General features: G+C 43.9%; 15 protein-coding genes. All 15 read right to left on the minus strand.

Annotated elements, in window-relative coordinates:
- Nucleotides 1–100: 100 nt before the first annotated feature.
- The 15 genes from AWH02_RS08100 to galE all read right to left on the minus strand — a co-directional run bounded on the left by AWH02_RS08100 (nt 101) and on the right by galE (nt 24,882).
- Nucleotides 101–1,498, minus strand: a complete 1,398-nt coding sequence (locus AWH02_RS08100; protein ID WP_060553720.1) for a polysaccharide deacetylase family protein — start codon at nt 1,496–1,498, stop codon at nt 101–103.
- Nucleotides 1,499–1,664: 166 nt separating this feature from the next.
- Nucleotides 1,665–2,597 (minus strand): alpha/beta fold hydrolase, encoded by a 933-nt coding sequence (locus AWH02_RS08105; RefSeq protein ID WP_060553721.1) that lies wholly within the window; start codon nt 2,595–2,597, stop codon nt 1,665–1,667.
- Nucleotides 2,598–2,613: 16 nt separating this feature from the next.
- Nucleotides 2,614–3,651, minus strand: coding sequence for a M42 family metallopeptidase (locus tag AWH02_RS08110; RefSeq protein WP_060553722.1), 1,038 nt, complete (start codon nt 3,649–3,651; stop codon nt 2,614–2,616).
- A gap of 87 nt (nt 3,652–3,738) precedes the next feature.
- Nucleotides 3,739–4,884: an FtsX-like permease family protein gene (locus AWH02_RS08115; protein ID WP_060553723.1), complete on the minus strand. Its 1,146-nt coding sequence runs from the start codon at nt 4,882–4,884 to the stop codon at nt 3,739–3,741.
- A gap of 3 nt (nt 4,885–4,887) precedes the next feature.
- A complete protein-coding gene (locus tag AWH02_RS08120) occupies nt 4,888–5,568 on the minus strand; it encodes an ABC transporter ATP-binding protein (RefSeq protein ID WP_060553724.1) in 681 nt (226 codons plus the stop codon).
- On the minus strand, nt 5,561–6,142 hold the full coding sequence (locus AWH02_RS08125) for a TetR/AcrR family transcriptional regulator (protein WP_060553725.1): 582 nt from the start codon (nt 6,140–6,142) through the stop codon (nt 5,561–5,563). The genes AWH02_RS08120 and AWH02_RS08125 overlap by 8 nt, the downstream gene beginning before the upstream one ends.
- A 130-nt stretch (nt 6,143–6,272) precedes the next feature.
- Entirely contained in the window at nt 6,273–14,480 is an 8,208-nt protein-coding gene (locus AWH02_RS08130) for a ZmpA/ZmpB/ZmpC family metallo-endopeptidase (protein ID WP_060954921.1), read from the minus strand.
- 202 nt (nt 14,481–14,682) lie between these two features.
- Nucleotides 14,683–15,756: a hypothetical protein gene (locus AWH02_RS08135; RefSeq protein WP_060553726.1), complete on the minus strand. Its 1,074-nt coding sequence runs from the start codon at nt 15,754–15,756 to the stop codon at nt 14,683–14,685.
- Complete coding sequence (locus tag AWH02_RS08140; RefSeq protein WP_060553727.1) at nt 15,749–18,226, minus strand: phosphoenolpyruvate synthase; 2,478 nt, start codon at nt 18,224–18,226, stop codon at nt 15,749–15,751. Before AWH02_RS08140 ends, AWH02_RS08135 begins: the two co-directional genes overlap by 8 nt.
- On the minus strand, nt 18,226–19,125 hold the full coding sequence (locus AWH02_RS08145) for a UbiA family prenyltransferase (protein ID WP_045502491.1): 900 nt from the start codon (nt 19,123–19,125) through the stop codon (nt 18,226–18,228). Before AWH02_RS08145 ends, AWH02_RS08140 begins: the two co-directional genes overlap by 1 nt.
- Complete coding sequence (locus tag AWH02_RS08150; RefSeq protein ID WP_060553728.1) at nt 19,110–19,982, minus strand: phosphatidylserine decarboxylase; 873 nt, start codon at nt 19,980–19,982, stop codon at nt 19,110–19,112. Before AWH02_RS08150 ends, AWH02_RS08145 begins: the two co-directional genes overlap by 16 nt.
- A complete protein-coding gene (locus tag AWH02_RS08155) occupies nt 19,975–20,607 on the minus strand; it encodes a CDP-alcohol phosphatidyltransferase family protein (RefSeq protein ID WP_060553729.1) in 633 nt (210 codons plus the stop codon). The genes AWH02_RS08150 and AWH02_RS08155 overlap by 8 nt, the downstream gene beginning before the upstream one ends.
- Entirely contained in the window at nt 20,594–23,089 is a 2,496-nt protein-coding gene (locus AWH02_RS08160; RefSeq protein WP_060553730.1) for a PEP/pyruvate-binding domain-containing protein, read from the minus strand. The genes AWH02_RS08155 and AWH02_RS08160 overlap by 14 nt, the downstream gene beginning before the upstream one ends.
- A 14-nt stretch (nt 23,090–23,103) precedes the next feature.
- The gene (locus tag AWH02_RS08165; protein ID WP_060553731.1) at nt 23,104–23,694 is read right to left on the minus strand and encodes a CDP-archaeol synthase; all 591 of its coding nucleotides are present in this window, start codon (nt 23,692–23,694) and stop codon (nt 23,104–23,106) included.
- Between the two features lie 186 nt (nt 23,695–23,880).
- Nucleotides 23,881–24,882, minus strand: coding sequence for a UDP-glucose 4-epimerase GalE (galE, locus tag AWH02_RS08170; RefSeq protein WP_060553732.1), 1,002 nt, complete (start codon nt 24,880–24,882; stop codon nt 23,881–23,883).
- Nucleotides 24,883–24,897: the final 15 nt, after the last annotated feature.

A 24,897-nucleotide genomic window follows, 5' to 3' on the forward strand; every position in this document is an offset into this window, starting at 1 on the left:
TTAGATTCCCAAAGCTTTTTTAATTAATTATCAAGTTTGCAAGCAGAAGCCACTCCTTCTTCTTTAAACAAGGAGAGATACAGATCCATAAGGTGGAGCATTAATTTCTACTGTAATAAAGTCGATGTGGCTCTAATTGACCCTCTAGCAACTCATCGACTGTCACCAAAGTGTAACCATTATTTTGCAGATACTGGATGACACTCGGAAGGGCATCAATACTGGTCTGATGTATATCATGCATGAGGATGATAGAGCCTGGTTGGGTCTTGGCAACCTCCTGCATAATGGCTTTAGTATTGCGTGTCTTCCAATCTAGACTATCCACATTCCACATGATAAAGGATTGGTCAATCGCATTTTGAATCGTAGAATTAATAGCTCCATAAGGTGGTCTCGTAATCGTTGGCTTAATTCCTACAACATTATATATAGCCGTCTGGGTATCAAAAATTTCTTTTTTGACTGTTTCTATAGGCAGTTTAGTTAAAACAGGATGATCCCATGTATGTATTCCAATTTGATGACCTTCATTTTTTACTCTCTTGACAATGTCAGGATTGCTTACTACATTTTGACCTAGCATAAAGAAAGTAGCCTTAACACCGTATTTCTTTAGGATATCCAACGCTTGTGGTGTTGTTTTAGCATCCGGTCCATCATCAAAAGTCAGAGCAACCATTTTCTCATGTCTTTTAGATTCATAGTTCTGATATGCTTCCAAGTCCGCTCCTTTAAGATAAGAAGGGTTGATTTGATTATAAAGGCTGGATAAAGGGACTTCTATACTAGTCAAGCCTTGAATTTCCCTAGGTAAGCTAATAGAAAAATGACTATTCTCATACCGGAAATTCCACTGGCTTAAGTCACTCGAGGACATATTGTTAAGAACTTCTGTCTGAGCCGTCTCATCTATCTGTCTAAAGGTGAGTTGGCTAGAGATTTCACTTAGGAGGACTTCTTTTGCAACTTCTGCATCCTGAAAGACCTTATCTAAGGTGAAACGATTGCCATCTGAACCTAGATAGCTCCAAGCTATTTGACGAGTTTCAGCAGGACTAATTTTCCTGTTTTTAGCTTGATAGTCCTTTCGATGAACCAAAACTTCTTTTACATCAGTTAGACTGGTATCTTTTTCTTCTGAATAATAGAAAGTCAATTGATCAATCTTACTATCTTTTTTATGGTCATTCTTGATGGTTTGACTGTCAGCATCCATCATTTCTTTGACGGTCGTATTGACTTGACCATCTCTCAATGGATAGAAAGTTTCAATATAGTGGCTCCCCTCTTGTCTACTCTTCTTTTCAGTGTTTGAAGAATAATTTTTCTCTTCCTTGGAAATTAAGGCTTCAATCTTCTCTTGGTATTCCTTGTCTTGAAAATATGAGTAAATTCTCTTAACTCCAAAAAAGAGGGCAAGAACCACTGTAAAACTAAGCAAGCTAAAGAAAAGCAGTTTCTTTATATTAATTCTTTTTTTATTATGTTTTCTCATAAACCTATCCTATCTCTGTATCTCATTCCTAGAGTGTATTATCTATTATAACCCATCAAGCTACAAATTTATATTAAAATTTTTTTAAAAAATAAATATTAGAAAAACAGCAGGTTGTTTAACCTGCTGTTTTTTATTAGATCTTCCTAGATATCCTTTCCAAAACTTACTTCAAAAATTTTCTTATTTCCTTAGTAAGCTCATCAGGAATATAACTATGAATATAGTGCGGAACATCAAAACTCTTTAGCTGAACATTTTTATGATCTTTAGCAAAGTCTTTCGACATATCTTGCCAGTCTTTTCTAGCAAAACCTGTCCCTTGACCATTGGATACAAATAGTAAATAAGGAATGGCAGGGACTTTGTCTTGCTTTACAAGTTTTGCATTACTTTTTACTTCTTCTGCTTCCTTTATTACGGCATTAGACAAGGGATATCGATAGAATAAAGCTTTATAAATTGACTTTTCCTTTGGATTCAAAGAACCATTAGACAGGGAACGGATCTCTTTATCGGGAGAATAAAACCAGCGACTCAGGCCCAAGTTAGCAGCAAATTGCAAAGTCTTATATAGAAGCCGATTGGCTCTATACTTATCGAATGCTTGAGGAAGGGACATATCTAAACCAATAATCGCTTCAACTTCCTTAGGGTAAGAAGCAGACCAATGCATAGCTTCTAATCCCGACATAGAATGCGGAAGGAGAACATATGGCCCTTTGACATCAGCCTTCTGTAAAGCTTTCCTTGTTTGACTTAGAATAGTATCCAAATCACGATGATTAGACCAATCATCGCTAAAGCCATATCCAAACTTCTCTACCACAACTACTCGATAGTCCTTTACAAGTTTGGAATACAGGGATTTGAAATCAAGAATAGGTGAACTTGTCCCACTACCCGAGAGAAAGACCAGTGTTTTCGGTCCATTTCCAGCCACATAGACACTCATTCGCTTTCCGTCTACCTCTACTCGCTGACCGATACTAGAGGTGAGGAACTTTTTCTCTTTGTTCAGACTATATTGATGGTATAAAAACGCAAGAACTAGAATGAATAGAAGTAAGCTTGAAAGATATTTTAGAAACTTTAGCATAGAACTCTGCTTTTGCCTATCTTACTAACTCGCTTTTCAAATAAGCATCGACCATGCGCTCTGTCGCTTCAACCGAGTCAATATGAGTCCGCTCATAAGAGTGGCTGGATTCGATACCTGCACCTAGCAGGGCATGCTTGACTTCTGCTCCTGCACTCATGGCTGCAGAGGCGTCTGACCCGTAAAATGGATAGATGTCCAGTTTATAAGGAATGTCCTGCTCCTTGGCCAAATTTACCAAATGCTGGCGGAAGCCATAATGATAAGGTCCTGATGCATCCTTGACACAGATAGAAACCGTATACTCATCTGTCTGCTGGTCGTCACCCATAGCCCCCATATCAACCGCCAAATACTCTACCGCTTGCTCCGGCAGGCTGGAGTTAGCCCCATGACCAACCTCTTCAAAGACACTGAAAGCAAAATGAGTTGTCACCGGCAGCTGAATATTTTCCTCCTTATAAACGCGCAAAAGATTGAGCAAAATAGCTGCGCTGACCTTGTCATCCAGAAAGCGAGACTTGATAAAGCCTGACTCAGTAACTGTGGTACGAGGATCAAAAGAAATAAAATCACCAACTTCGATTCCTAAATCTCGCGTTTCTTTCTCACTTGTCACCTTTTCATCCAAACGGACTTCCATATTGTCCTGAGTACGCTCAACCGTTCCAGCATCCTTGTAGACATGACAAGAAGTCTGGTGAACCAAAATAGTCCCACTGATAGTCTTACCGCTACTTGCCACATGAACTAGACAGTTTTCTCCTTCAATCATGTTCCAAGGGAAACCGCCAATCCGATCCAGCTTAAGACGACCATCAGACTTAATAGCCCGAACAATAGCCCCCAGTGTATCCACATGAGCAGTCACTACCCGATGCTGGGCATCATTTTCACCCTTAACTACAACATGGACGCCACCTTTATTTGTCCGGACAGGCTCATAACCTAATCCTTCCAACGTTTGTACCAGATAGTCAGCCACCTCAGCCGTAAAGCCTGTTGGGGAAGGAATCGCCGTTAATTCTTGTAAATATTGAACAGTTTGATTCATTTTAATCTCCTCATATTTTTTTATCATTATAGCACAAAAATAGCTTTTACAGATGGGGTTATCAGTGTAAAAGCTAGATTATTTATATTATTCAGCTAGCATGACTTCTTTTAAGGTCAAGCCTTCAATAGTTTTGACATAGTAGGCAAAGAGAAGTTCATATAAGATCACAAATGCGAAGAAGGAGATTAAGCAAAGCTGAACATCAAATGAGTAGTCGGGGACCCCCTTAGCATCTTTTACAATAACTTTAAGGAGTAACTTCATAAGACCATACTGATATACCGTCCCTAAGATAAAACCCAGATAAGCCACCAGACGATAACGAGCAAAAATAACGAGACTACATTCTTTTTTGCTATAGCCAAAGGCTTTCATGAGAGCCAGACTGGCTTTGTTTTCTTGGACGACAGTTCCTAGACAAAGGAGCAAAATCGAAAGTGACAAAAGAATGCCTATTCCCATCATCATAACTTGAATGGTACCATCTATAAAGTCTTTCATTCCTAGGGAAAGCTGCATCATGGCTGCAAAAGAAAATGCTGCAAAGACGACAAAGAAAATCAATAATTTCCTTTTATAAAAATGAACAGCCCCCAACTCTTTCAAAAAAGGTTTATTTGCTTTAGTCGTGCGATGTTTTTGCTTTACTTGTGCCAACTCTAATCTCTTCAGCAAATAAAGGCTTGGCTGCTTCAATTTTATCAAAGCATAGCCAATTCCTAAGAAGGCAAATAGAAAAAACGGCAAGATGACCAAAGCGAGGAACAATTGCCAATGAAAATGAATTTCAATGTTATGCAAGAGACCTTTTTGATTGCGCAAATCATAAAAGTCCTTCATAAAGAAGAATGATGAAGCAAACCCAAGCAAGGCTCCTATAAAAACTGAACAACTAAAAATCCAGAAATGCTTGGCTAATTCAAAATTTTGATAGCCCAAGGCTTTTAGAATCCCTAACTCTTCCTTATGATCATCAATAAACTGCTTGATATAAAAGAATAAGAGAAGAACAGCTAAGAGAGAAAGCACTCCTCCACTAACCAAGGAGACAAATTTAGCAATGAGAACTTGAGCATCGTAATAAGCCTTGGCCGGTAGAGATAATGTCTCAACCTCAATAGATTGAAGATCAAGGTAAAAATTGACAAATAAAGTCGAGACCAAAACTGCACAAAAGCTGATAATGGAGACAACAGATAATTTCCGTAAATCTTTGAGACTGATTACCATAATCTACCACCCAATCTCTTCTACGCTCTTTGGCTCTTCATTGATCGTAATGTCCTGAATTTGCCCGCTATTCACCCTCACCACAGTATTTGCCAGCTTGGCAATATGCTCATTATGAGTGACCATCACTAAGGTAAATCCAAGCTCTTTTTTCATTTGAGCAATGTAGGATAGAATCTGGCGGCCTGTCGCCTCATCGAGAGCTCCTGTAGGCTCATCAAGGAAAAGTACCTTGGGCTTCTTGGCCAAGGCTCTAGCAATCGCTATCCGCTGTTGCTCACCACCCGATAGCTCACTAGGGTATTGATGGAGTTTTTCTTTTAAACCCATTGCGTCAATAATTGGGAGGTAATCTTTATTCTTTGCAAGATGAGCTCCCATTTTAACGTTCTGCTCTACCGTCAACTCTTGTAATAAATAATATTGCTGGAATATAAAAGCGATGTGATCCTTGCGAAACTTTGTCAGCTTGCTTTCGTTCAAAGACGCAATATTTTCCCCATCATATAAAACTTCACCCTGATCTGGTTTTTCAAGGCCTGAAAGAATGTTTAGCAAAGTCGACTTACCCGATCCAGAAGCACCCAAAATCACTAAATAATCTTGCTCTTCAATCCCTAAGTCGACACCTTTTAAAACCTCATTGGCTCCGTAGGACTTTCTTACTCCCTTTAGTTCAATCATGATTTCCTCCTATTAGTTCCTTTATAAGTGCTGTGAATACTTGTGTCAGCATGGCTGTTAGTTCTGCTGGTGAAAAGCGATAGATTCCTGCAGCAGTCATACTGGCAATTCCATGCGAATAAATAAATAGATGCTGATAAAGTTGCTCAGATAGCTGTCTTGAAAGTCCATATTCCTCTTGAATGGACAAAATCATTTTTTCATAACTGTAATCTTTGATTGGTAAGAACTCAGAAAATTGATGAATAGCACGTTCAGACTCATTCATAAAGATCAGTTGAAAAAGCTGGGGCTCCTCAGCAGCAAAACGGATATAAGCAATCCCTACAGCCCGAAAGGCTTTTTCTTCCTGCAAAGCAACTTCAACTTGTCTGACAAAGGTTTCCTCAGCAGCAATAACAATGGCCTTGTTAAGCTCTTCCATGCTATCAAAGAGGCCAAAAATGACCTTAGGTGAAGACTTCAATCTAGCAGCAACAGCGCGTGCTGTGACAGCTGACTTTCCCTCTTCTCGAACAAGATCTAAGCAAGCTTCAATGATTTCTTCTTTGGTGAATTTGTTTTTTGGAGGCATAACATTCCTTTCTGATACATTTGTTGCGCAACAATTGTTTCTTTAAAATATTTAACCATATCCTAATTCAAAAATCAAGGAAAATGTAAAAAAAATACTAGCTAAGTTTCCTTAGCTAGTATTAAAATGATTACTTATTAAAGATTGATTGTCTGAAGTCGTCTGTCTCACGAAGATAAGCATTATATATCTTCTTCTTGAGCAGGTTGACCCAGCTAGCTTCGACACGGCTGGTAGCATTGGTAATGTTGCGCACATCCTCTGCTACGGCTGCGTCCATTAGCTTTTGCATCTCTTCATAAGAACGAATGGTTACTTTCTTGGTACTGCTTGGATTTTTTAGCTCGTACTCAATGGTGATTGGTTTGAGCTTGGTCAGCTGATCAATCCGCTCTTGGTACATAGCCTTCTTGAAGGATGCCCAAGAATCGTATTCACCCTTGAATACATTTTCCAAGACTTTCTGGTCAGTTACGAGACCAACATCTCTTCCGGACCATCCGTCCCACGTTTTCTTACCTTCATCAAAGGCTTCCTTAGAGTACTTACCAGAAACATAAGGGATAAATCCTTCATGGTAGCCCTTAGCCGCTAGCAACTCATAGGCCGTGCGACGGAACATGACGTCACCCGGCGCTCCATTTGGATTGCTCAAGGCTGAGTAGATTGGTGAGAAGAGGCTGAGACTGAGGTAGCCATTTCGACCGTATTTCCCACTATCCTTGTTCTCCCGACGAGTGATCACATCATTTTCAATCAGAGAGTTAAAGGTCTTCAGCTGCTTGATTTCTTCAGCAGTAAAGCTTCGCGTCTGGTTACCAGCGTGAGTCTCCTTACCATACTTATCTGTAATATAGTAATTCTCCATCTTCCTGAACCACTGAAGCTTAGCATCATCGCTCTGCTTCAGCATAGAGCTACCTTCTAGATAATCTAGGGTGTAAATCATGTCAAACATACCATGGACATAGTGTTGCAGGTCTGCTTCATTTTGAACGCGTTCCTTGAAGTTATATGTGTGTAGACGCGTCTTAGAGTCTTTGTCCACCTTGAAGAGGGTATTGAGCGTAATGGTAGCTTCATCTGCACTTGGAGTGGACTGCAAGAGTCCACGAGCATAGAGTTCCGCACCCAGACCTTCGCGGCGGCCATTGCCCTCAAAGTAGATACCACCGTCAGAATTATGGGTCATCTCATGCGTATAGACAGAGTTTCCATAGTCTTCTAACAAGCGAGCAGCATCAAAGTGAGTTACACTTCCTGTAGCATAGGCATTGTAGCCCTTGCTTGGGTACCACTTACCAGCTGGTCCGAAGAACTCCTGCATAGCCAGTGATTTTTTGTCATTAGCTGGAGCCCAATATCTTTTACCATCCTTGTCAACCAATGAGAATCCATCGTAAACCAGAACAGAACGGAAGAGCTTGTCCTTGCTTTCATCGCTTAAAATCTTATACCAGAAGTCATAGTGATCACGCTGGTATTCAGCAGTTTTTCTCACTCGGTCTTCGACATATTCAGCTAACTCTGCGTCTGAGCGCACCCTGCCATTGGCATCAAGTCGGTAGCGATCATAAGCTCCCATAGAGAGGGTAGACATATTAGAGATAGCATAGACACCCTTCTCAGTCATGGTCAAGAGTGGCAGGAGCATGCCCTTGTGTTCCCAGTTATCAGCAGTAATCTTGTCGTAAACGCCGACAGAGTACTTGCTCTTGCCCTCGGCTGCGTCCTGAAGCTGTCTAGCCTCTGCCACATCCGACTTAGCCTCAACGATGTAGGCTTTTGTATTGGTCTTGAGCCATTCATTATTGGTCTTGTATGGCAGGAAGAGTTGACGATAGCCTTCAAGATAATTGAAGAGCCCACGCTTACCAGTCGCTTCAGAGAGAGAATTATCATACGCTGTATAGTTGTTCTTGGCCTTGAGATTCTCTAGCCCTGATTTTCCTAAAGCAATGATTGTATCAAGAACCGAAACGTCATTCTTACCATAGAAATCCATCTTGTAAGCCGACAAATCCTTGACATTGATATTGTCATAGTTGATATTATACCAACGGTTGAGATAAGTCAGACCCAGCAGGAAGGCTTCCTTATTGGCTGTAATCTTCTGGGCTACATAGTCAGCCACGACATTGCCTTCAGTATTGATGGACTTGTCCATAGCCAGAACCTTGCGTAACTCTTCTGACAGCTTGGTTTTGACTTGGTCAAAGGCTGTATCCAGATAGAGATCATCCAGAGAAGTGTCAGCATTCACGCCTAAAACAGTTCGCATAGTTGGTGAGTCAAGGACAACCTTATTCAACTCTGGCAGCACTTGATTAAGAACTCTGCTGTAGTCTGATAGGAAGGCTTCTGGAGTATAAAGTAGATCTAAGTCATTTACATTGTACTCTGAAATGGCCTTATGTTTGAAATCTCCCTTATAGGTCAGATCCAGGTATTCAACCGTATTATCCTCAAAGTGCAACATCAAACGATTAATTCCGGTCTTATTGCTATTGATATCAGTGATAATCTGGTCACCCTTCATCGGAACAACATCCAGCAAGTACTCTGTATTGAGCTTGTGATTATCTGGAAGTTTATTTCCATAAGCAACGATGCTCTCCTTATTGTAGAATGGAAGGAGCTTTTCCATGTTAGCATAAGCTATCAGACGGTCTTCTCGAGCATTCTTTTCCTGGGTGTAGTCGACAGAATAAAGGTTGAGATTCGTGTCTTCTAGCGTGGTCGTAATGTCTAGGCTAGCCAGCTTCTCTTCTGCCTCGTTCAGAGTCAGTGTTGAAGTGACAAACTTGTCATTTTCCAGCGTTTTATTTCCTTCAACGGCATAAGCTTCTGTGATACGGTTGTTCTCATATCCTTGATCGCCAGAAATACTGTAAACATTTGTACCACTGACATTGCTGATGACATTATCAATCAAGCCATTAAAGTAATTGGAACCTACTACCCCACCAATCTGACCGTTCTTAGAAGAATTTTGGATCTTTCCAGTTACATAAGAACGGCTAATGCGGGCATTGTTTTCTAAACGGCCAACCAGACCGCCGAAGCGTTGGTTGTTGTCTCTAGCGCCAGCTAGAATAGTCACATCTGCCCTGCTTTGGCTAATCAAGGAGTTTCCTCCCTTAAGATTGGCAACCAAACCACCGACATTGTATTCTTTGCCCTGTTTATCATTTGACACGATAGTTCCAGTAAAGGAGCTATTGGTAATTTGGGTGTTTGTCGCACTCACAATTAGTCCCGCTGCGTTAGAAGCGTTTCCTACAACTGATACTCTACCTTGGACAGAAAGGTCTGTGATTTGAGCATTTTCAGCACTACGAGCTAGTGCAGCTGAGTCATAAGTACCAACAATATTGACTTCTTTCAGGTCCAGATTAGAAATAGAGGAACCACTCTTGAGGTTTTCAAATAAAGGCTTGGCTAGATTATAAATAGCGTACTGCTTGCCATCATGACTACCAGTCAGACTGCCTGTGAAGTTCCCTTTGAGGTAGACATAATCAGCAGGTGCCAGACCAACCTCGCTCGCATCCAAATCTGCTCCCAGAACATAGTTGCCAGCCATATTTTGCTTCATAGCGTCTACCAAACCAGCAAAGCTAGTGTAGACATTTTGCTGACTAGGAACAGCTGCCTTACTGATATAGAAGTCATAGCCAGACTTATAGCCTGTCTCACCTTCTTGGACCAGTTCAGGCAGAGAAACGGTCACCTTATAGACATCCCTGCCATCCTTCTGGTCTTCCGCTATGCTGTGAACCGGCAGGAGCATTTCCTTAGATTCACTTGATTTGACTTTGACAAAGTAGGTAGACAGATCCGTAGGCATAGAGCTCATAGATACGACGCGTTTAAACTGGTCGTTTTCTTTTCTGTAAAACTCGGCAGAATCAATATCTCGGAAGGCAATCTTCTTGTATTCTAGCTCAAAGTTACGACTGTCTGTTTCAAGCTCAGTGAAGCTGCCATTATCCAGTTCATAAGTCAGCTTGGTTTTCAGGGTATAGCCTGTGTAGTAGTCTAAATCTCCAATCTTCAGACTTCCTGCGAAATTGGTAATCGGTAGAGTGCGGACAAGCTGATCTCCCTGGTACAATTCTGCAGTCGCTGAACGGAAGGACTGGGTCTGGTCTTCCAGTCTATATTGGACTGTAACCGACTTATCATCAGGATTTTCTGTCAGACTTAAAATGGAAACTGTCGGCTTGAGTTTAGGCACTCCATTTAGACCTTCTTTGGCTGCTGTCAGGCTAGCAAAAGCTTGGTTTACTTGCACTTGTGTAGCAGTTTGATTGTTTAGAACCCCTTCTGCCTTGGCCAATTCGTCAGTATAAGCTGTCTGCTTTTCTGAATCCGCATTCTTATATTTAACCGAAGTTTTAATTCTTGGATTTAAATCGTACTCATTTTGAAGATCCGTTTTGACAACCTCAAGACCGCTTAATTGAGCCTTTGCTTGATTGATTTGTTCCACCAGTTGGTTAACTTCTGCTTGACTGGCTTGGGATTGGCTCAAAATAGCTTGACCTGCCATCAAGGCAGTATCGTAGTTAGATTGATGACTCTGACTATCGTTAAAATAACGTGCCTGAGCTTTGATCTGATTCGCTTCTGCTAATAGATTATGCAGTGGAATTAAATCGAACTCTTCTAAAGCTTCTGCTTTTGGTGCTTCATTTGGCACCATGGTTGGCTTAGCTGTACCAACTTTGACGATTTGCGTTACCGGAGCTAAGGTTTCTTCGTTAGATAGTTCTTGGCGGTCAACCACTTGACCGTTAGAACTGTAGATACGAGTCTTGATGGTTCGTTCACCTTGGACTCCCGGAGTTGCGATTTGACGAGCATCTCGAACCAATTCATCAGTATATTGATCCTCGGTGTTGAACGCAACCTTCTCAACGCGAATTTCGTCAGTATAAGTCAACGGATACTCTGGTAAAGCTTCTGATTTCGGTGCATCGTTCGGTACCATGCTTGGCTTAGCCGTGCCGACTTTGACAACTTGCGTTACGGGAGCCAGTGTTTCCTCATTAGACAACTCTTGGCGGTCGATTTCCTGACCGTTGGAACTGTAGACACGAGTCTTGATCGTCCGTTCGCCTTGGACACCCGGAGTTGCGATTTGACGAGCATCACGAACCAATTCGTCCGTTTCTTCTTCACGAATGGTGAAGTTAATTTTCTCAACTCTAGTTTCGTCTGTGTAAGTCAGTGGATATTCTGGCAGAACCTCTGCTTTCGGCGCATCGTTTGGTACAATGCTTGGCTTAGCTGTACCGACCTTGACGATCTGTGTTACGGGAGCCAAGGTTTCTTCATTCGAAAGTTCTTGACGGTCAACCTCTTGACCGTTGGAACTGTAGACACGGATCTTGATGGTTCGCTCACCTTGAACTCCCGGAGTTACGATTTGACGGGTATCACGAACCAATTCATCCGTTTCTTCTTCACGAATGGTGAAGTTAATCTTCTCAACTCGTGTTTCGTCGGTGTATGTTAATGGATACTCTGGCAAAGCGTCTGCTTTTGGTGCGTCACCTGGTACCATGGTTGGCTTAGCGGTACCAACCTTAACAATTTGTGTTACTGGAGCTAAAGTTTCTTCATTAGATAGCTCTTGGCGGTCGATTTCCTGACCATTGGTACTGTAGACACGAGTCTTAATCGTCCGCTCACCTTGAACACCCGGAGTTGCGATTTGACGAGCATCTCGAACCAATTCATCCGTTTCTTCTTCACGAATGGTGAAGTTAATCTTCTCAACTCGTGTTTCGTCGGTGTAAGTTAGTGGATACTCTGGAAGAGCGTCTGCTTTCGGTGCTTCGCTCGGTACCATACTTGGCTTAGCCGTTCCAACTTTGACGATTTGCGTTACGGGAGCCAGAGTTTCCTCGTTAGACAATTCTTGACGGTCGACCACTTGGCCATTAGAACTGTAGACTCGAGTCTCAATCGTACGCTCACCTTGGACTCCCGGAGTTGCGATTTGACGAGCATCTCGAACCAATTCATCAGTATATTGCTCCTCAGTGTTGAAAGCAACCTTCTCAACGCGAATTTCGTCAGTATACGTCAACGGATACTCTGGTAAAGCTTCTGCTTTCGGTGCTTCGCTCGGTACCATGGTTGGCTTAGCTGTACCAACTTTGACGATTTGCGTTACGGGAGCCAGAGTTTCCTCGTTAGACAATTCTTGACGGTCGACCACTTGGCCATTAGAACTGTAGACGCGGGTCTTGATAGTCCGTTCGCCTTGGTCTCCCGGAGTCGCAATTTGGCGGACATCTCGAACAAGTTCATCCGTTTCTTCTTCACGAGTGGTGAAGTTGATTTTCTCAACGCGAGTTTCATCTATGTAAGTCAACGGATACTCTGGTAAAGCATCTGCTTTCGGCGCTTCACTCGGTATCATGTTTGGCTTAGCCGTGCCGACTTTAACGATTTGTGTTACCGGAGCCAAGGTTTCCTCGTTGGACAGTTCTTGACGGTCAATTTCCTGACCGTTAGAACTGTAGACACGAGTCTTGATAGTCCGTTCGCCTTGAACTCCCGGAGTTGTTATTTTACGACTCCCCTCTGGAATCTCATTTGTATACTGCTCCTCAATAGAAAAATCAATCTTTTCTATTCTAACCTCGTCATTTGTAGTCAATTCCAACTCAGAGTTCTCATAAATAGGAGCTGTATCAGGACTTGTGCCATAAGTCGTCAATTCTGGAACTTCATGCACTGGTGCTGTTTCGGGGGTTGTACCATAATTGGTCAACTCGGGAACTTCATGCACTGGTGCTGTATCTGGTGCTGTGCCATATTCCGTCAGTTCTGGAGTCTCGTGAATTGGGGCTGTCTCGGTACTGGTGCCATATTCTGCCAGTTCTGGAGCCTCTTGAACAGGCGCTGTTTCAGGGGTTGTACCATAATTGGTCAATTCCGGAACTTCATGCACTGGTGCTGTTTCGGGGGTTGTACCGTAATTGGTCAACTCGGGAACTTCATGCACTGGAGCTGTATCAGGACTTGTACCATAATTGGTCAGCCCAGGAACTTCATGCACTGGCGCTGTTTCAGGAGTTGTACCGTAGTTGGTCAACTCAGGAACTTCATGCACTGGTGCTGTCTCGGGAGTTGTACCATAGTGGGTCAGCTCAGGAACTTCATGCACTGGCGCTGTTTCGGGAGTTGTACCATAGTTGGTCAACTCAGGAACTTCTTGGACAGGAGTTTCTTTCGGAACAGATTTGACTGTAGCTGTTCCAACTAAAATAATTTCCGAAATAGGCGTAGCAGTAACCTGGTCTGAAACCACTTCACTTTTTACAATTTCTTTACCTGCAATATAATTTCGTGTGATGACAGTACGTGTACCAGATATGCCTTTACGAATAATTTGAGATTGTCCCTCTGCAAGCTCACTTGAATATTGGTACTCAGTTTGATAAGGCAGAACTTGGGTTTGGGTGCTGTCTTGGCTCTTGAGTTGCAATTCAGGTAATTCAGTGACTGGAAAACGTCGATCAGACTCGCGCTCCTTGACAGCAACGGCTTTTTCTTGCTCTGTCAGTTTCTCTGTTTCAGTAGATACTGGCTTATTAGGAGTACTTGTATTCTCAGAAAAACTCACAGATTTGCCCGCCTGCTTATTGACTTCAACAGATGACAAGCCCTTTTGAGTCGTAGGAATCTGGTAATTTCTTTCTCCATTCACCTTATCCTGTCTTTCACTTTTTAGATATCCGACATATTCAAAACCTGTTATCTCTAAAGGCTCAGGCAGCTTATCTCCCACTGTCAAATTCAGCCTTTGATTGTAAGCTGCCAATTCAATATTGGTCACTGCAAACACAGAAGGAGCTAAGAGAATAGAGCCTAGACCCGTCACCAGCAAAATAGAAGACAGGTATCGCTTACCATTTCTACCTCGTGCAATTACTAAGACTGCTAAAGTCAGCCCAGCGACTGCAAAAGTTGCTTCCCACAGACTTGAGTATCCCGTCCTCGGCAGATTATTTTCCAAAAGCCCCTGAGTTTTTGGACGATATACTAAATAATAAGCGTCAGAGTTTTCTTCTACAAATTTTGGAAGCTCCTTAACGACCGCATTTTTTTCAGCCTCAGTCAGTTCAGACTCTACTACGTAGTGATATTGAACAGGAATAGTTTGCCTAGCTGATACTTCTGCAGCCTCAATTGTACTTACATTTCCTGCTATCGCTGTACTAAAAAAGAAGCTTCCGATAGTAGCGGAAACCAATCCTACTGATAACTTTCTTAAAGAATAGCGCTGGAACCTCTCACCAGTGATCCTTTTTTCCATAATAATTCCCTTTTCATAATATAATAATCTCTTAAAATTTTACTGAATTTTTTTCAAAAAAACAATTTCTTTGCTCAAAAATATATCTTCAAATACTGAAATTTACTTCTTTTTCAACCAAACATATTATTCATTTTTACCTTTTGAAATAAAAAGCAAATTTCCACTCAGAAAATTTGCTTTTGTAAATATGCTTTAGTAACTAAGAATACAAATCCAACTCAAAGAGACCATAATCATGCTTGTCTCCTTGCAGTTCTGCCGCATAGTGGCGCGTGACGGTTCTTTGATGAATCAAGGCTCCAATAGCTGAGGCTTGTCGCTTCTGCGCTTCTTTAAAAATCGGATAGGCCAAGGCAGAGCCTAACCCCAAGAATTGTTCATCTACTCCAAGATACATAATCATATAACGTTTGGGAAAACGCTTGGTCCAAAAAAGCTTGGCTAGATTAAGAGGAGTCAGTTTTTGATAAACCAGGGAACCATAGTCCGGCATGGCAATCAGAAAACCAGCTAGCTTGCCCTCCTTATAGGCCAGTTTAACCATTGAAAAATCAATAATATACTGGTATTTTTGAAAAATCTGACTGAACTGCTGACTGGAAATTGACCGATAAATCGGAAAATCTTGATAGAGACTATTGAGGAGATCAAAAACCTGCAGCGAAGTTTCTTCCCACTCCTGCTTCTTTGGAGAGCAAATAGTGAAACCTGCTTTTTCAAAAGACTCAAAGCGATGAGCTAGTTTGTCCTGATGAGTTTTATTGCTAACCTTGGGATAAAAATTGGATAGATAGCGCTCCTTGATCTCAAAACCAGCTACCTGCCACAGCTTGGGATAATAGTCTGGATTATGAGGCTCCCCTGTAAAAGGGAGATCCTCTGTTCCAGTCAGCTGCATTCGATAGCCCAGCCAAAAACTTGCCTGTACGGGGCCGATTATCTTAATCGCTCCGAGACTGCGAGCAAAACCTGCTAAATGCTCGATAAAAGCAAATGCAATCTGTTGCTCATTGATCGACTCGAAAAATCCCAAGTAAGCAGCCTCATCATCTGGATAGAAAGTCAAAAGTCCGCGAATACAAGGCCGACTGTCCACATACCCAATAAAAGCATAGGTTTCTAGATCGGAACTCAGCGGGTGATTGCCTTCAATCAAAGCAAGCTCTTCCTCTTCCGACTGCATGAGGTGGTCCAGCTTGTAAATCTGCTTGGGCAGGGCTAGAAAATCGGCCAGCTCAGCCGTATTGGGTTTGACTGGTTTAATTTCAAGCATAACCTTCCTCCTTGATCAGTCGAATCTTGCCAGTAAGGCCATCCATCTCAATCCAGTCGCCATTTTGCAAGAGACTGCAAGCTCCTCTAAGATTGACAATAGAAGGAATACCCAACTCGCGGGAAATAATGGCCGTGTGCGAGAGCAAAGACCCCTGCTCAGCAATAACCCCCTTTGCTTGGGTCAGAAGATAAACCCAGCCCGGATCGGTCATCTTGGTCACGATAATTCGGTCCTGAGCAGACTCAATTTCCTGAACATCTTCCACGACCAAAACCTGAGCCTTGACGCAGCCAGGTGAGCAGCCAATCCCTTGTAAGGCTTGATTGCCCGTATTATGACTGCTGGTGCGGTTTTGCGGTTTTAGGTATTTCTCAAAGACCTGTCCAGCAAAAACATAGCGACTAAAGCTTGGCAGCTCCTTATCAGCCTCTAACTTCTCCCGACGCTCAGCTATCAAGCTACTAACATCTCTGGACTTTCTGGTCAGCTCAAATAACTCTTCCTTTGTCAGGTAAAAAACATCGTCAGGCGTAGCTAGCAGCCCTTGCTCGGCTAATTGCTGCCCAAGCGTTCGGAAAATCTGTCGCATCATGCCGTAGATACGAGTGCGGTTTAAGCGGGAGCTTTCCCTATATTTAACGCCAGTCATGGCCCGCTTGCGAAGAAAATTCGTCCACCAGCCTGATTTTTGCACCTCTTCTTCAAGTTTCTGAGGTGCCAACTTCTTCTCCTCTTGCTGGAACATTTGCAGCAGGAGCTTGAGCAGACGCTCTGGGTGCGTTCGGAAGGTTGGAGTTTCTAACTTCAACTCTTCTGGAGCTCGATCACCAAATTCATGGATAAAATGAGTAATTTCTTTGACCAAAGGATGCTGGCGACTTAGAAAAACTGCTGAACTTTCAGTTTCCATAGCTTGTCTAATCTCTGAATTTTCTTCTGCTTTCAGCTGAGCTGTTAAAGCCTGTAGAGCCAAGGCTGGCCGCATACTTTCAATCTGCTCAATTCCTGCAATCTCAGCCTGAACAGCCCCGCTGCGACTCGACTTCTTCAGGAGACCAGTATAAACAAAAGCATAGAGGTCATTGACCAGCGTAATGTCCCAGTGAGCCAGAATATCCTCTTTTAGCTTACTGACCAAGGCAATCAAGGTCTCCGCATCTGCTTCGGGAGAAAAGCTCGTTTCGTATTCACGCTGAATCTGGGCAAACTGCTCTTCCAATTGTCTCATTTGCTTGGGAGCCGTCCAAAACTCTCGGATGATTCGGAGCATGATTTGCAGGCGTTTGAAAGCAGACAGGTGTACCGGCATCTGAGGTACCTCTGTCTCTCGCACTCCCAGCATATCCTGCCAGATAGGAATGATTTTCTTAGAAAAAGGCAGAAGCTGCAAGAGCTGATACCAACTCTGAATCTGGTAATAGACTCTGCTATTAATTGGCTGCAGCATATTTTGAAATGTGGCTTCATAAGCTGCCAATTCAGGGGCATTCTTGCCAACCAAGCGTTGAGCCAGACTTCGGAAAATGCTGGCATAAGCCTCTTGGATAAAACTAATAGTCAGAGGACTGGAAACGCCTGGATAGCTCTCGACAATATTGCTGTTATCCAGAATAATCTTCTGTCCCTCTGGCAAGGTGGTAATAGGTCGTGCCTGCAAGAGATAGAGCTGGCCATTTGCGAAGGTAAACTCCATATCCATATAAGGTCCGAAAAGCTGACTTACCTGACTTGCCAAGGACTGTAACTCCGCGAGTTGTTCCTGTGATAAGTCTGGAGAGTTCTCCGTCTGCTCTGTATAAAAGAGCTGGTCCTTGGGATGAAGCGTCACCATTGTTGTAGGAATCTTATCCTCGACAACCTTATTGCCCAAGCCCCGACCGATGACAATGATGTGCTCGTTCAGAATGCCCTTGGGATTTGCTGTGAAGTAAATCCCAGACAAATCTCCCTCCTGCATGACCTGAACAAGGCAAATCATCTGCGCTTGCTTCAAGGATAATCCCTGCTCAAATAGATAACTAAGAGCCGACTCCTGATAAAGAGAGAGTAAGGTCGCTTGGATGGCTTCTTTAAGCCCCTCTATCTTCACATTGAGCTGGCTTTCAAACTGACCTGCAAAGGATGAAGCCTCGCCATCCTCAATAGTTGCAGATGAGCGGACTGCAAAGCGACAGTCTTTCCGAGAAAACTCCTGCCGAATCCAGTTTTCTGCTACTGTCAGATCTTCTTGCGCAAACTGCTCTTTAGCCCATTCCTGCAGTTGCTGACTGAGTTGGGACAAGTCCAACTCTCCAGACCGATAGGCTGCTTCCATCCGCTCTAAGTCAGCAGAGCTGGCAGATTTTTGAAAAAAGTCAAAAGCAAACACTGCAAAGTCAGGAACCGGCAAACCAGCAGCCTGCATTTTCAGCAAATGATAGGCCTTGCCTCCAACCTGGTCAAGCCCTGTCTGCTTGATTCTTTTCATCAAAGTACCCCCATCAAGAGATAAACAGCAACGGACAGAACCATGGTCGTCTCCGTGATATAAGTATAGCGCTCCACCCGCTCCCGGATATTAAAGCGAGTCGGATCCTTAATAAACTGCTCAAACTGGACGGTCATCCAGATGACATTCAGCACTAAGACCACCACTCCGACATGGGAAATATTCCAGAGAAGGGCGAAATTGGTCAAGATATCCAGCAGAGTCACCACTTCGATAAAGCGAGTGGCTTTTTTGTAACCAAAAAGCTTAGAATAGGTCACATACTCTGTCTCGTCTTTTGGCGCCCGAATCTTGCGGCAGACTTCCCAGATCAGACTTGGGAAATACATGGTAAAGGCCAGCAAGACGGTCGGCAAGGACAAGAGAGGCAGATTGTACTTGTAGCAGACAAAAGAGATAGTATAGAGATTCAAAATCATCATGACTGGATTATGGGTCACTAGAGCCAGTGGCAGGGAATTTTGAATCTTGTCACGCTTGAAGAACCAGAAGGACATGAGGGTTCCGTAGATATAGAGAAAGAGGAACCAGCCAACATTGTTCATAAAGAGAACATTGAGAAGTACAGAAACTGCTACGATAAAGCTGAGGGCAATAGCCAAGTCCTTCTTTTTTACTCGTCCAGATGGCAGAGCTCGATGAGGAAAGAGCCGTCTGTCGGTCTCATAGTCCTTGAAATCATCTGCAATCCGCAGAATCATCAGAAAGACGAAAATGGTAAAGATTCCGATCAACTCCTGATGGTCAAAGTGAAAGGTGGTGACTCCGTCATTGAGAAGAAGAACAAAATAAATCTCAAAAAACATGATGGCAGCCACAAAAAAGCGCGGCAGCAAAGGAAACATTTCCTTATAATAAACAGCTAATCGTTTAAACATAGCTTTTCTCCAATCTTTTCACCCATTTGAATCTGGGTTTCTATTCCGAGGTCTGAGTAAGTCAGGATATCCTGATCCAAGCGAATCGTGCCTGCTGGATAGAGGACAAGAATGGTTGAGCCACCCAGACCAAAGCAACCCTTCTCCTGTCCCCTGACCAAACGATCCTGACTGTGATTGTATATTCTTCCGACCAAGAGAGCCCCTACTTCCATCTGCAGGACAGGTCCTAGGTCGGTATCTAAAAGACAATATTCTCTTTTATTTTCCTTGTAAATCAGGCGCCGCTTCTGGGCTACCTGTCTGACCGTATGGAGGCGTCCCTTGATTTTTCGTCTTTGGGTAATTCTGCCGGATTCAGCTGCCAAATAGCGGTGCAGGTCTTCCACTCCCAAACGATAGACCAGCGCTGTTCCGCCAGTGAACAGCTGAGCCAAGTCAGCGTCCAACAGTAAGTCAGCTAGCCTGTATGTCTGACCCTTTATCGTCAGCTGCAAGTCCTGACTAATGGTAAAAGCCTCCAGCTTGGCATTTGCCACAGCAAGTACTTGACTGTCAGGACAGACCGGACGTAGAGCGGGCTTGATTTTCCGCTGGAAAAAAGCCGCAAAGCTAGGATAGGGGCCATCTTCATAGTCAGCTAGATTCAGCTGATAATTTTCAACAAAAGCTGCTATTTTCTTGCGAGAAAAAGGAGTGTAGTCTTTCAAAGTCAGAAGATAAGACAGGCTAGGTCGGGTCAAGATTGGCAATAGGAAGCGACCCCAGGCAGTACCATAAAGCTTGTCTAATAGACCAGACTTGTATTCTGTCGGTTCCACTACTTGGCCAGTCCTTCTCTGATAGACCTTAACCATGCGGAAGAACCCCCAGACCAATCAGACTTGCAACAGCTAAAATCGCAAAGGCCAGATAGGCCAGCTTATTTGGCTTGGGAATCCGACAGTTGTAGTCAAATAGGAAGGTCAACAAAAGAGACAAGCCAAGCCACACCCAGGCAAAGAAACCAGGCGCCAGCCATTGACAGACCAGATAGGTCAGAGGGAAAAATAGGGCGCTGTAAGTCACGGGCAAGCCGATAAAATAAGAGCCAGATCCTTCATCATGCTTGGCCAAGCGGTTAAAATGCGCCAAGCGTGTGACCGCAGCCAAGACATAGAGGACAGCCAAGATGATATTGGCCACTCCCAAGGGCAGCTGGGTCATGAGGAGCACAGCCGGGAGAGCCGCAAAGCTAATCATGTCACAGAGAGAATCAATCTCAATGCCAAAACGCTTCTGGCTTTCAGTCCGCTTCATCCGCCGCGCCACCACACCATCAAAAAGGTCGCAGATACCGCTAACGATAAAGGCCATCATTGCTAGCCGCAGCTGGGACTGAATGACGGCATAGACTGCCAACAGTGCAAAAGCAGCGCCCATATAGGTCAGGATAACAGATTTGTCGTATTCACCGATAAACAAAGGTTCATTCTTCTTCATGAATTCTTATTTCTCCTCTTCTTCCATCTAAAGTTACCAGCATGCCAGTTTCTAGCAGCTGAGTTGCATTCTTGGCGCAGACCAGAGCTGGAATCCCGCATTCCCGAGCGACAATGGAGGCATGGCAGAGAACTCCACCGTACTCTGTCACAAGTCCACCCAGAATACCGAAAACATAACTCCAACCCGTATCTGTATAGCGAGTGACAAGAATTTCTCCCGGTTCAATCGTCTCAATATCCGCCAAATCCAAGAGAACTCGAACCCGACCGGTTACCTGACCGCTGCTGGCTGGCATTCCCGTCAGCAGGGCCTGACTATCATGGACCACCTCTTCCAAGCTCATCTGTTTGTCGGTCAAATCCCCCACTGGCTCAAAATTCCGATAGGCCTGGCAATAATGCCGATTATTTGCTGCTTCTTCTTGCAACTGGTCAGCAGTCTTTTGCCCTTCCATAAAGGCAGTCAGGCTTTCTTTCTTAATGTAAAAAATATCTTGTTCATTTTTCAGAAAGCCTCGCTTTTCGTAGGCTCGGCCAAGTTTAAGACTAATCTGACGAATGAGGTGGTAATAACGCGTGGAAATATCTTTGAATTCCTCCCGCCACCAGAGCAAGTTCCGAAGGTCTTCACTGATTTTTTCAATTTTTTTCGGCTTGGCTCGAGATTGATGAGCCAAATCCAGCTCAGACTCTGAGACAGGACTGAGCGAAGCTTTGGCCGCTTGGTAATACGCTGAATCAGCAACCAACTGCTGGACAACTGTCATAACCTGATGAGCATCTTCTTCATAACTCGCTACTCGCAAGTCCAGCTCCCGAGCCGAGTGATAGCCAAAATCCCTTTGAAAATCCTGAATCTTGATGAAATCTGCTCGCTCAGGATATTGTGCAGCCAGCTGATGCAACTCTTCCACCGATAACTTCAGCCAATCGTCTGTCAGTTTCTCCTCTGCCAAAATAAGATCCGCAGCTTCCAGCATTCGAGCTAAAGGCTTGGTATGAGAAATATTTCCTAACTTGGCAATCAGTTGGAAAAATTCATCGACCGTTAGCCATTTGAGGAGGCTGGTCTTTTTCATAGACAGCTGGACCGTATTGATGTAGGCCTGCCAGAAATAAGTTCCCTCACTGTCTAAATAAGCCTGATTTAGCACTAACTTCCAAAGACTCTCGACCCGCCTCAGTGGGCTTTGGTCGTTTAGTTCTCGTATTTCTTGATTCAAGCGGGTAAATTGCTGACGCAGCTCTTGCAGCTTCTCTGGCGCCTGATGCAGAAAGGTTTTAGTTACTTTTTGTGTTTTTAAAGCTACCCGCAGGAAATTCAAGAGCAAGGCTGGACTTAATTTGCTGGTAAAACCTTGACCTTGGTAGTCTTTATTAACTCCCAGCTCATCATCAAAGTCTCGTTCAATATAACCCGGAATCTGCTCCATACCTTGCTTGACCACGCCTAAGTTCCAGAAAGGTCGGGCATAATGCAGGCGCATCAGCGGCGGCATCAAACCATCTGGCTCTAGTCCAATAGCCAGCAAAAAGCTGGAGAGTGCCTTTTGCCAAGAATGACGATAAAGGCTCCACATCATATTTGGACAGGACTGGGCCGCCACGCCACCGTCCCGAAAATTTGCTGTCGTCCAGCGGCCACTGTCGATTTTAGTTGGTACGGTTGTAATGGGCCGAGCCTGTAGTAGATAGACTTGCTCTTGTACGGCACACCACTCAATATCCATCGGCCGACCAAAATACGCTACAATCTGCAAAACTTGCTCGTGCAGTTTCTGCAAGACTGCTAGAGGCATTTCAACTTTTTCAAACTGGCTCCAGTCTGGCTTGTACCAAGAAAGAGTCAGCTGCTCAGGATTGACTTGACCGCTAACCAAGCTCTCAGCCGAGCCATTTACATACTCCAACAGCATGGTCTGGTCCTGATTTGTTGCCACGTCTAGGGAAAAGCAGACACCGCTAAAGTCAGGCTCTATCTGCTCCTGAATCAGCACTGCCATGGCAAAATCCTGCTCAGGCAAACCCTGGCGCTGCCAGTAGGCCAAGGCTTCTGGATTAAAGAGAGAAAGCAGACAAGAACGAATGCCCTGCTCAATTTCTGACAGTGTCTGGCAATTGCCAATCGAGTCATACTGGCCAGCAAATGACATGTTCTGTCCGTCTTCTAAAAGGGCACTGCTGCGAACGATATAAGCTTGATTTTCCTGACAAAAGGCTACTAACTCTCGCTTCCAAGCTGGATCCAAGGGATACTGCTGCAAACGCTCCGCAATTCCCTCTTTGCCCAGTTTGATGAGCTCTTGAAGTCCCTGTTTTGAGTATTCTGGCAGAGCTGCTCTTAGCCAAGCCATTACTTGGTCCGCAGGCAAAATCAAACCCTTAGGAACCGAAAGCCCCAGCTGACAGAGGTTGATTAATTGATTGATTTTACCGCCATAGACGGCCGAAGGCTCTTTTTCCAGCCATAGTTCTTTCATCAAATACTCCCATCTCACATACGATTTTTTCTAAACTTAGCCCAGTAGAGCAGACGATTAACCCCCAGATGCGTGCCTGCCCCTAGGATGAGAATGCCCAGCATCTGCTGCCAAGACAGAGGGATATAGAAAAGTAAGAAAATAATACAGCCAATCAAGGAATCAATCTGATCTATCCAGATAAAGGTCCATTTCCAGCCATTTTCCGCCGTCTTGCCCTCTCTGATTTCCAAACGGCGCTTTATAAAGCTATTGGGCAACTCAAACAAAACATAAGCCAGCCCCAAAAGAGCCCCAAGCACCAGATTAAACAGCACCGTATTTTCGTAGAAAGCATAGACCAAGTGCAGCTTCTCTAGGCTAGGAATACTTTTTAAGAGCAAACCCCAAAGGATCTGAGCCAAGGCTCCCCAGACAATCATGCCAAAGAAACCTTTCCAAGTCTTGTTAGCCCCAAAAAGCCTCTTCCCATCCTTTAAAATCAGCCCAGCATCCATGGGTCGGTATGCCGCCTCTAGCAGTGAAGACTTGCAAAAGATCATATTTAGAATCCCAGCCAGAATGACCGGCATCAGGGTGATATATAAGGCAAGAATCGAATGCATACTCATTTCCTATTCTTTTTTATAAGAGTCAACCAGAACTCTTCAAATTATAATGAACCCATTATACCATAAAAATTACAGGCCTTCAGTAGGGCAAACTGTGAAGTGGCCTTCTAATTTCTTCTAGTTTAAGATTTGATTTAAACAAAAAAACCAGTAGATCCTACTGGTTTACTATAGAGACTATTAAACTCTATCATCATAGCCATTTGGATGACTGGAATGCCATTTCCAAGCGGTTTCGATGATGGTTTCGATATTATCAAATTTCGGCTGCCAGCCTAGAACTTTTCTTGCTTTTTCAGAGGAAGCAATCAACGTATCTGGATCCCCTGGGCGCCGCTCTGCTATTTCCAAAGGAATAGGATGTCCGGTCACCTTTCGTGCTGCTTCTACAATCTGCAGGTTGGAAAAACCAGTCGAAGAGCCAAGGTTAAAGGCATCTGAAGGATGTCCGGCACGCAGATGCTCAACAGCCAGAATATGGGCGTCAGCCAAGTCGAAAGGATGGACATAGTCGCGTACATTGGTGCCGTCAGGAGTATCGTAATCATCGCCAAAGACGGCAATCTTCTCACGTTTGCCCTGAGCCACTTGAAGCACAATGGGCAGGAGATGGGTTTCAGGACCGTGATCCTCTCCGATAGACCCGTCTGGCTTAGCACCGGCCACATTGAAATAACGCAGGGCTACAAACTTGATGCCGTAGGCCTGGTCTGCCCAGCGCATAATGGTCTCCATCATAAGTTTGCTCTCACCATAAGGATTGATCGGCTTTTGCGGAGTTGTTTCCATTATCGGAATTTCCTCAGGAATGCCATAAGTCGCAGCAGTCGAAGAAAAGACAATGTTTTTAACGCCGCATTCCTGCATGACCTCTAAAAGGGAAACCATGCCTGCTGTGTTATTGTCAAAATACTTGAGTGGATCTACCATAGACTCAGCAACCAGTGAAAAGGCAGCAAAGTGAATGACTGCATCGATAGATGGATGTTTGGCAAAGACATCACGCATAAAGTCCTTATCCGCCAAATCCCCCTCATAAAAGACTGCTTGCGGATGGACGGCTGCCCGGTGGCCAGTCACCAAATTATCAACAACGACTACTTCTTCCTTATCTGCTGTTATCAAACGGTAAACCATGTGCGAGCCGATATAGCCAGCACCACCTAATACTAAAATTGCCATAAAACTTCCTTTCCC

Source organism: Streptococcus gordonii (assembly GCF_001553855.1).
Lineage (GTDB): Bacteria > Bacillota > Bacilli > Lactobacillales > Streptococcaceae > Streptococcus > Streptococcus gordonii.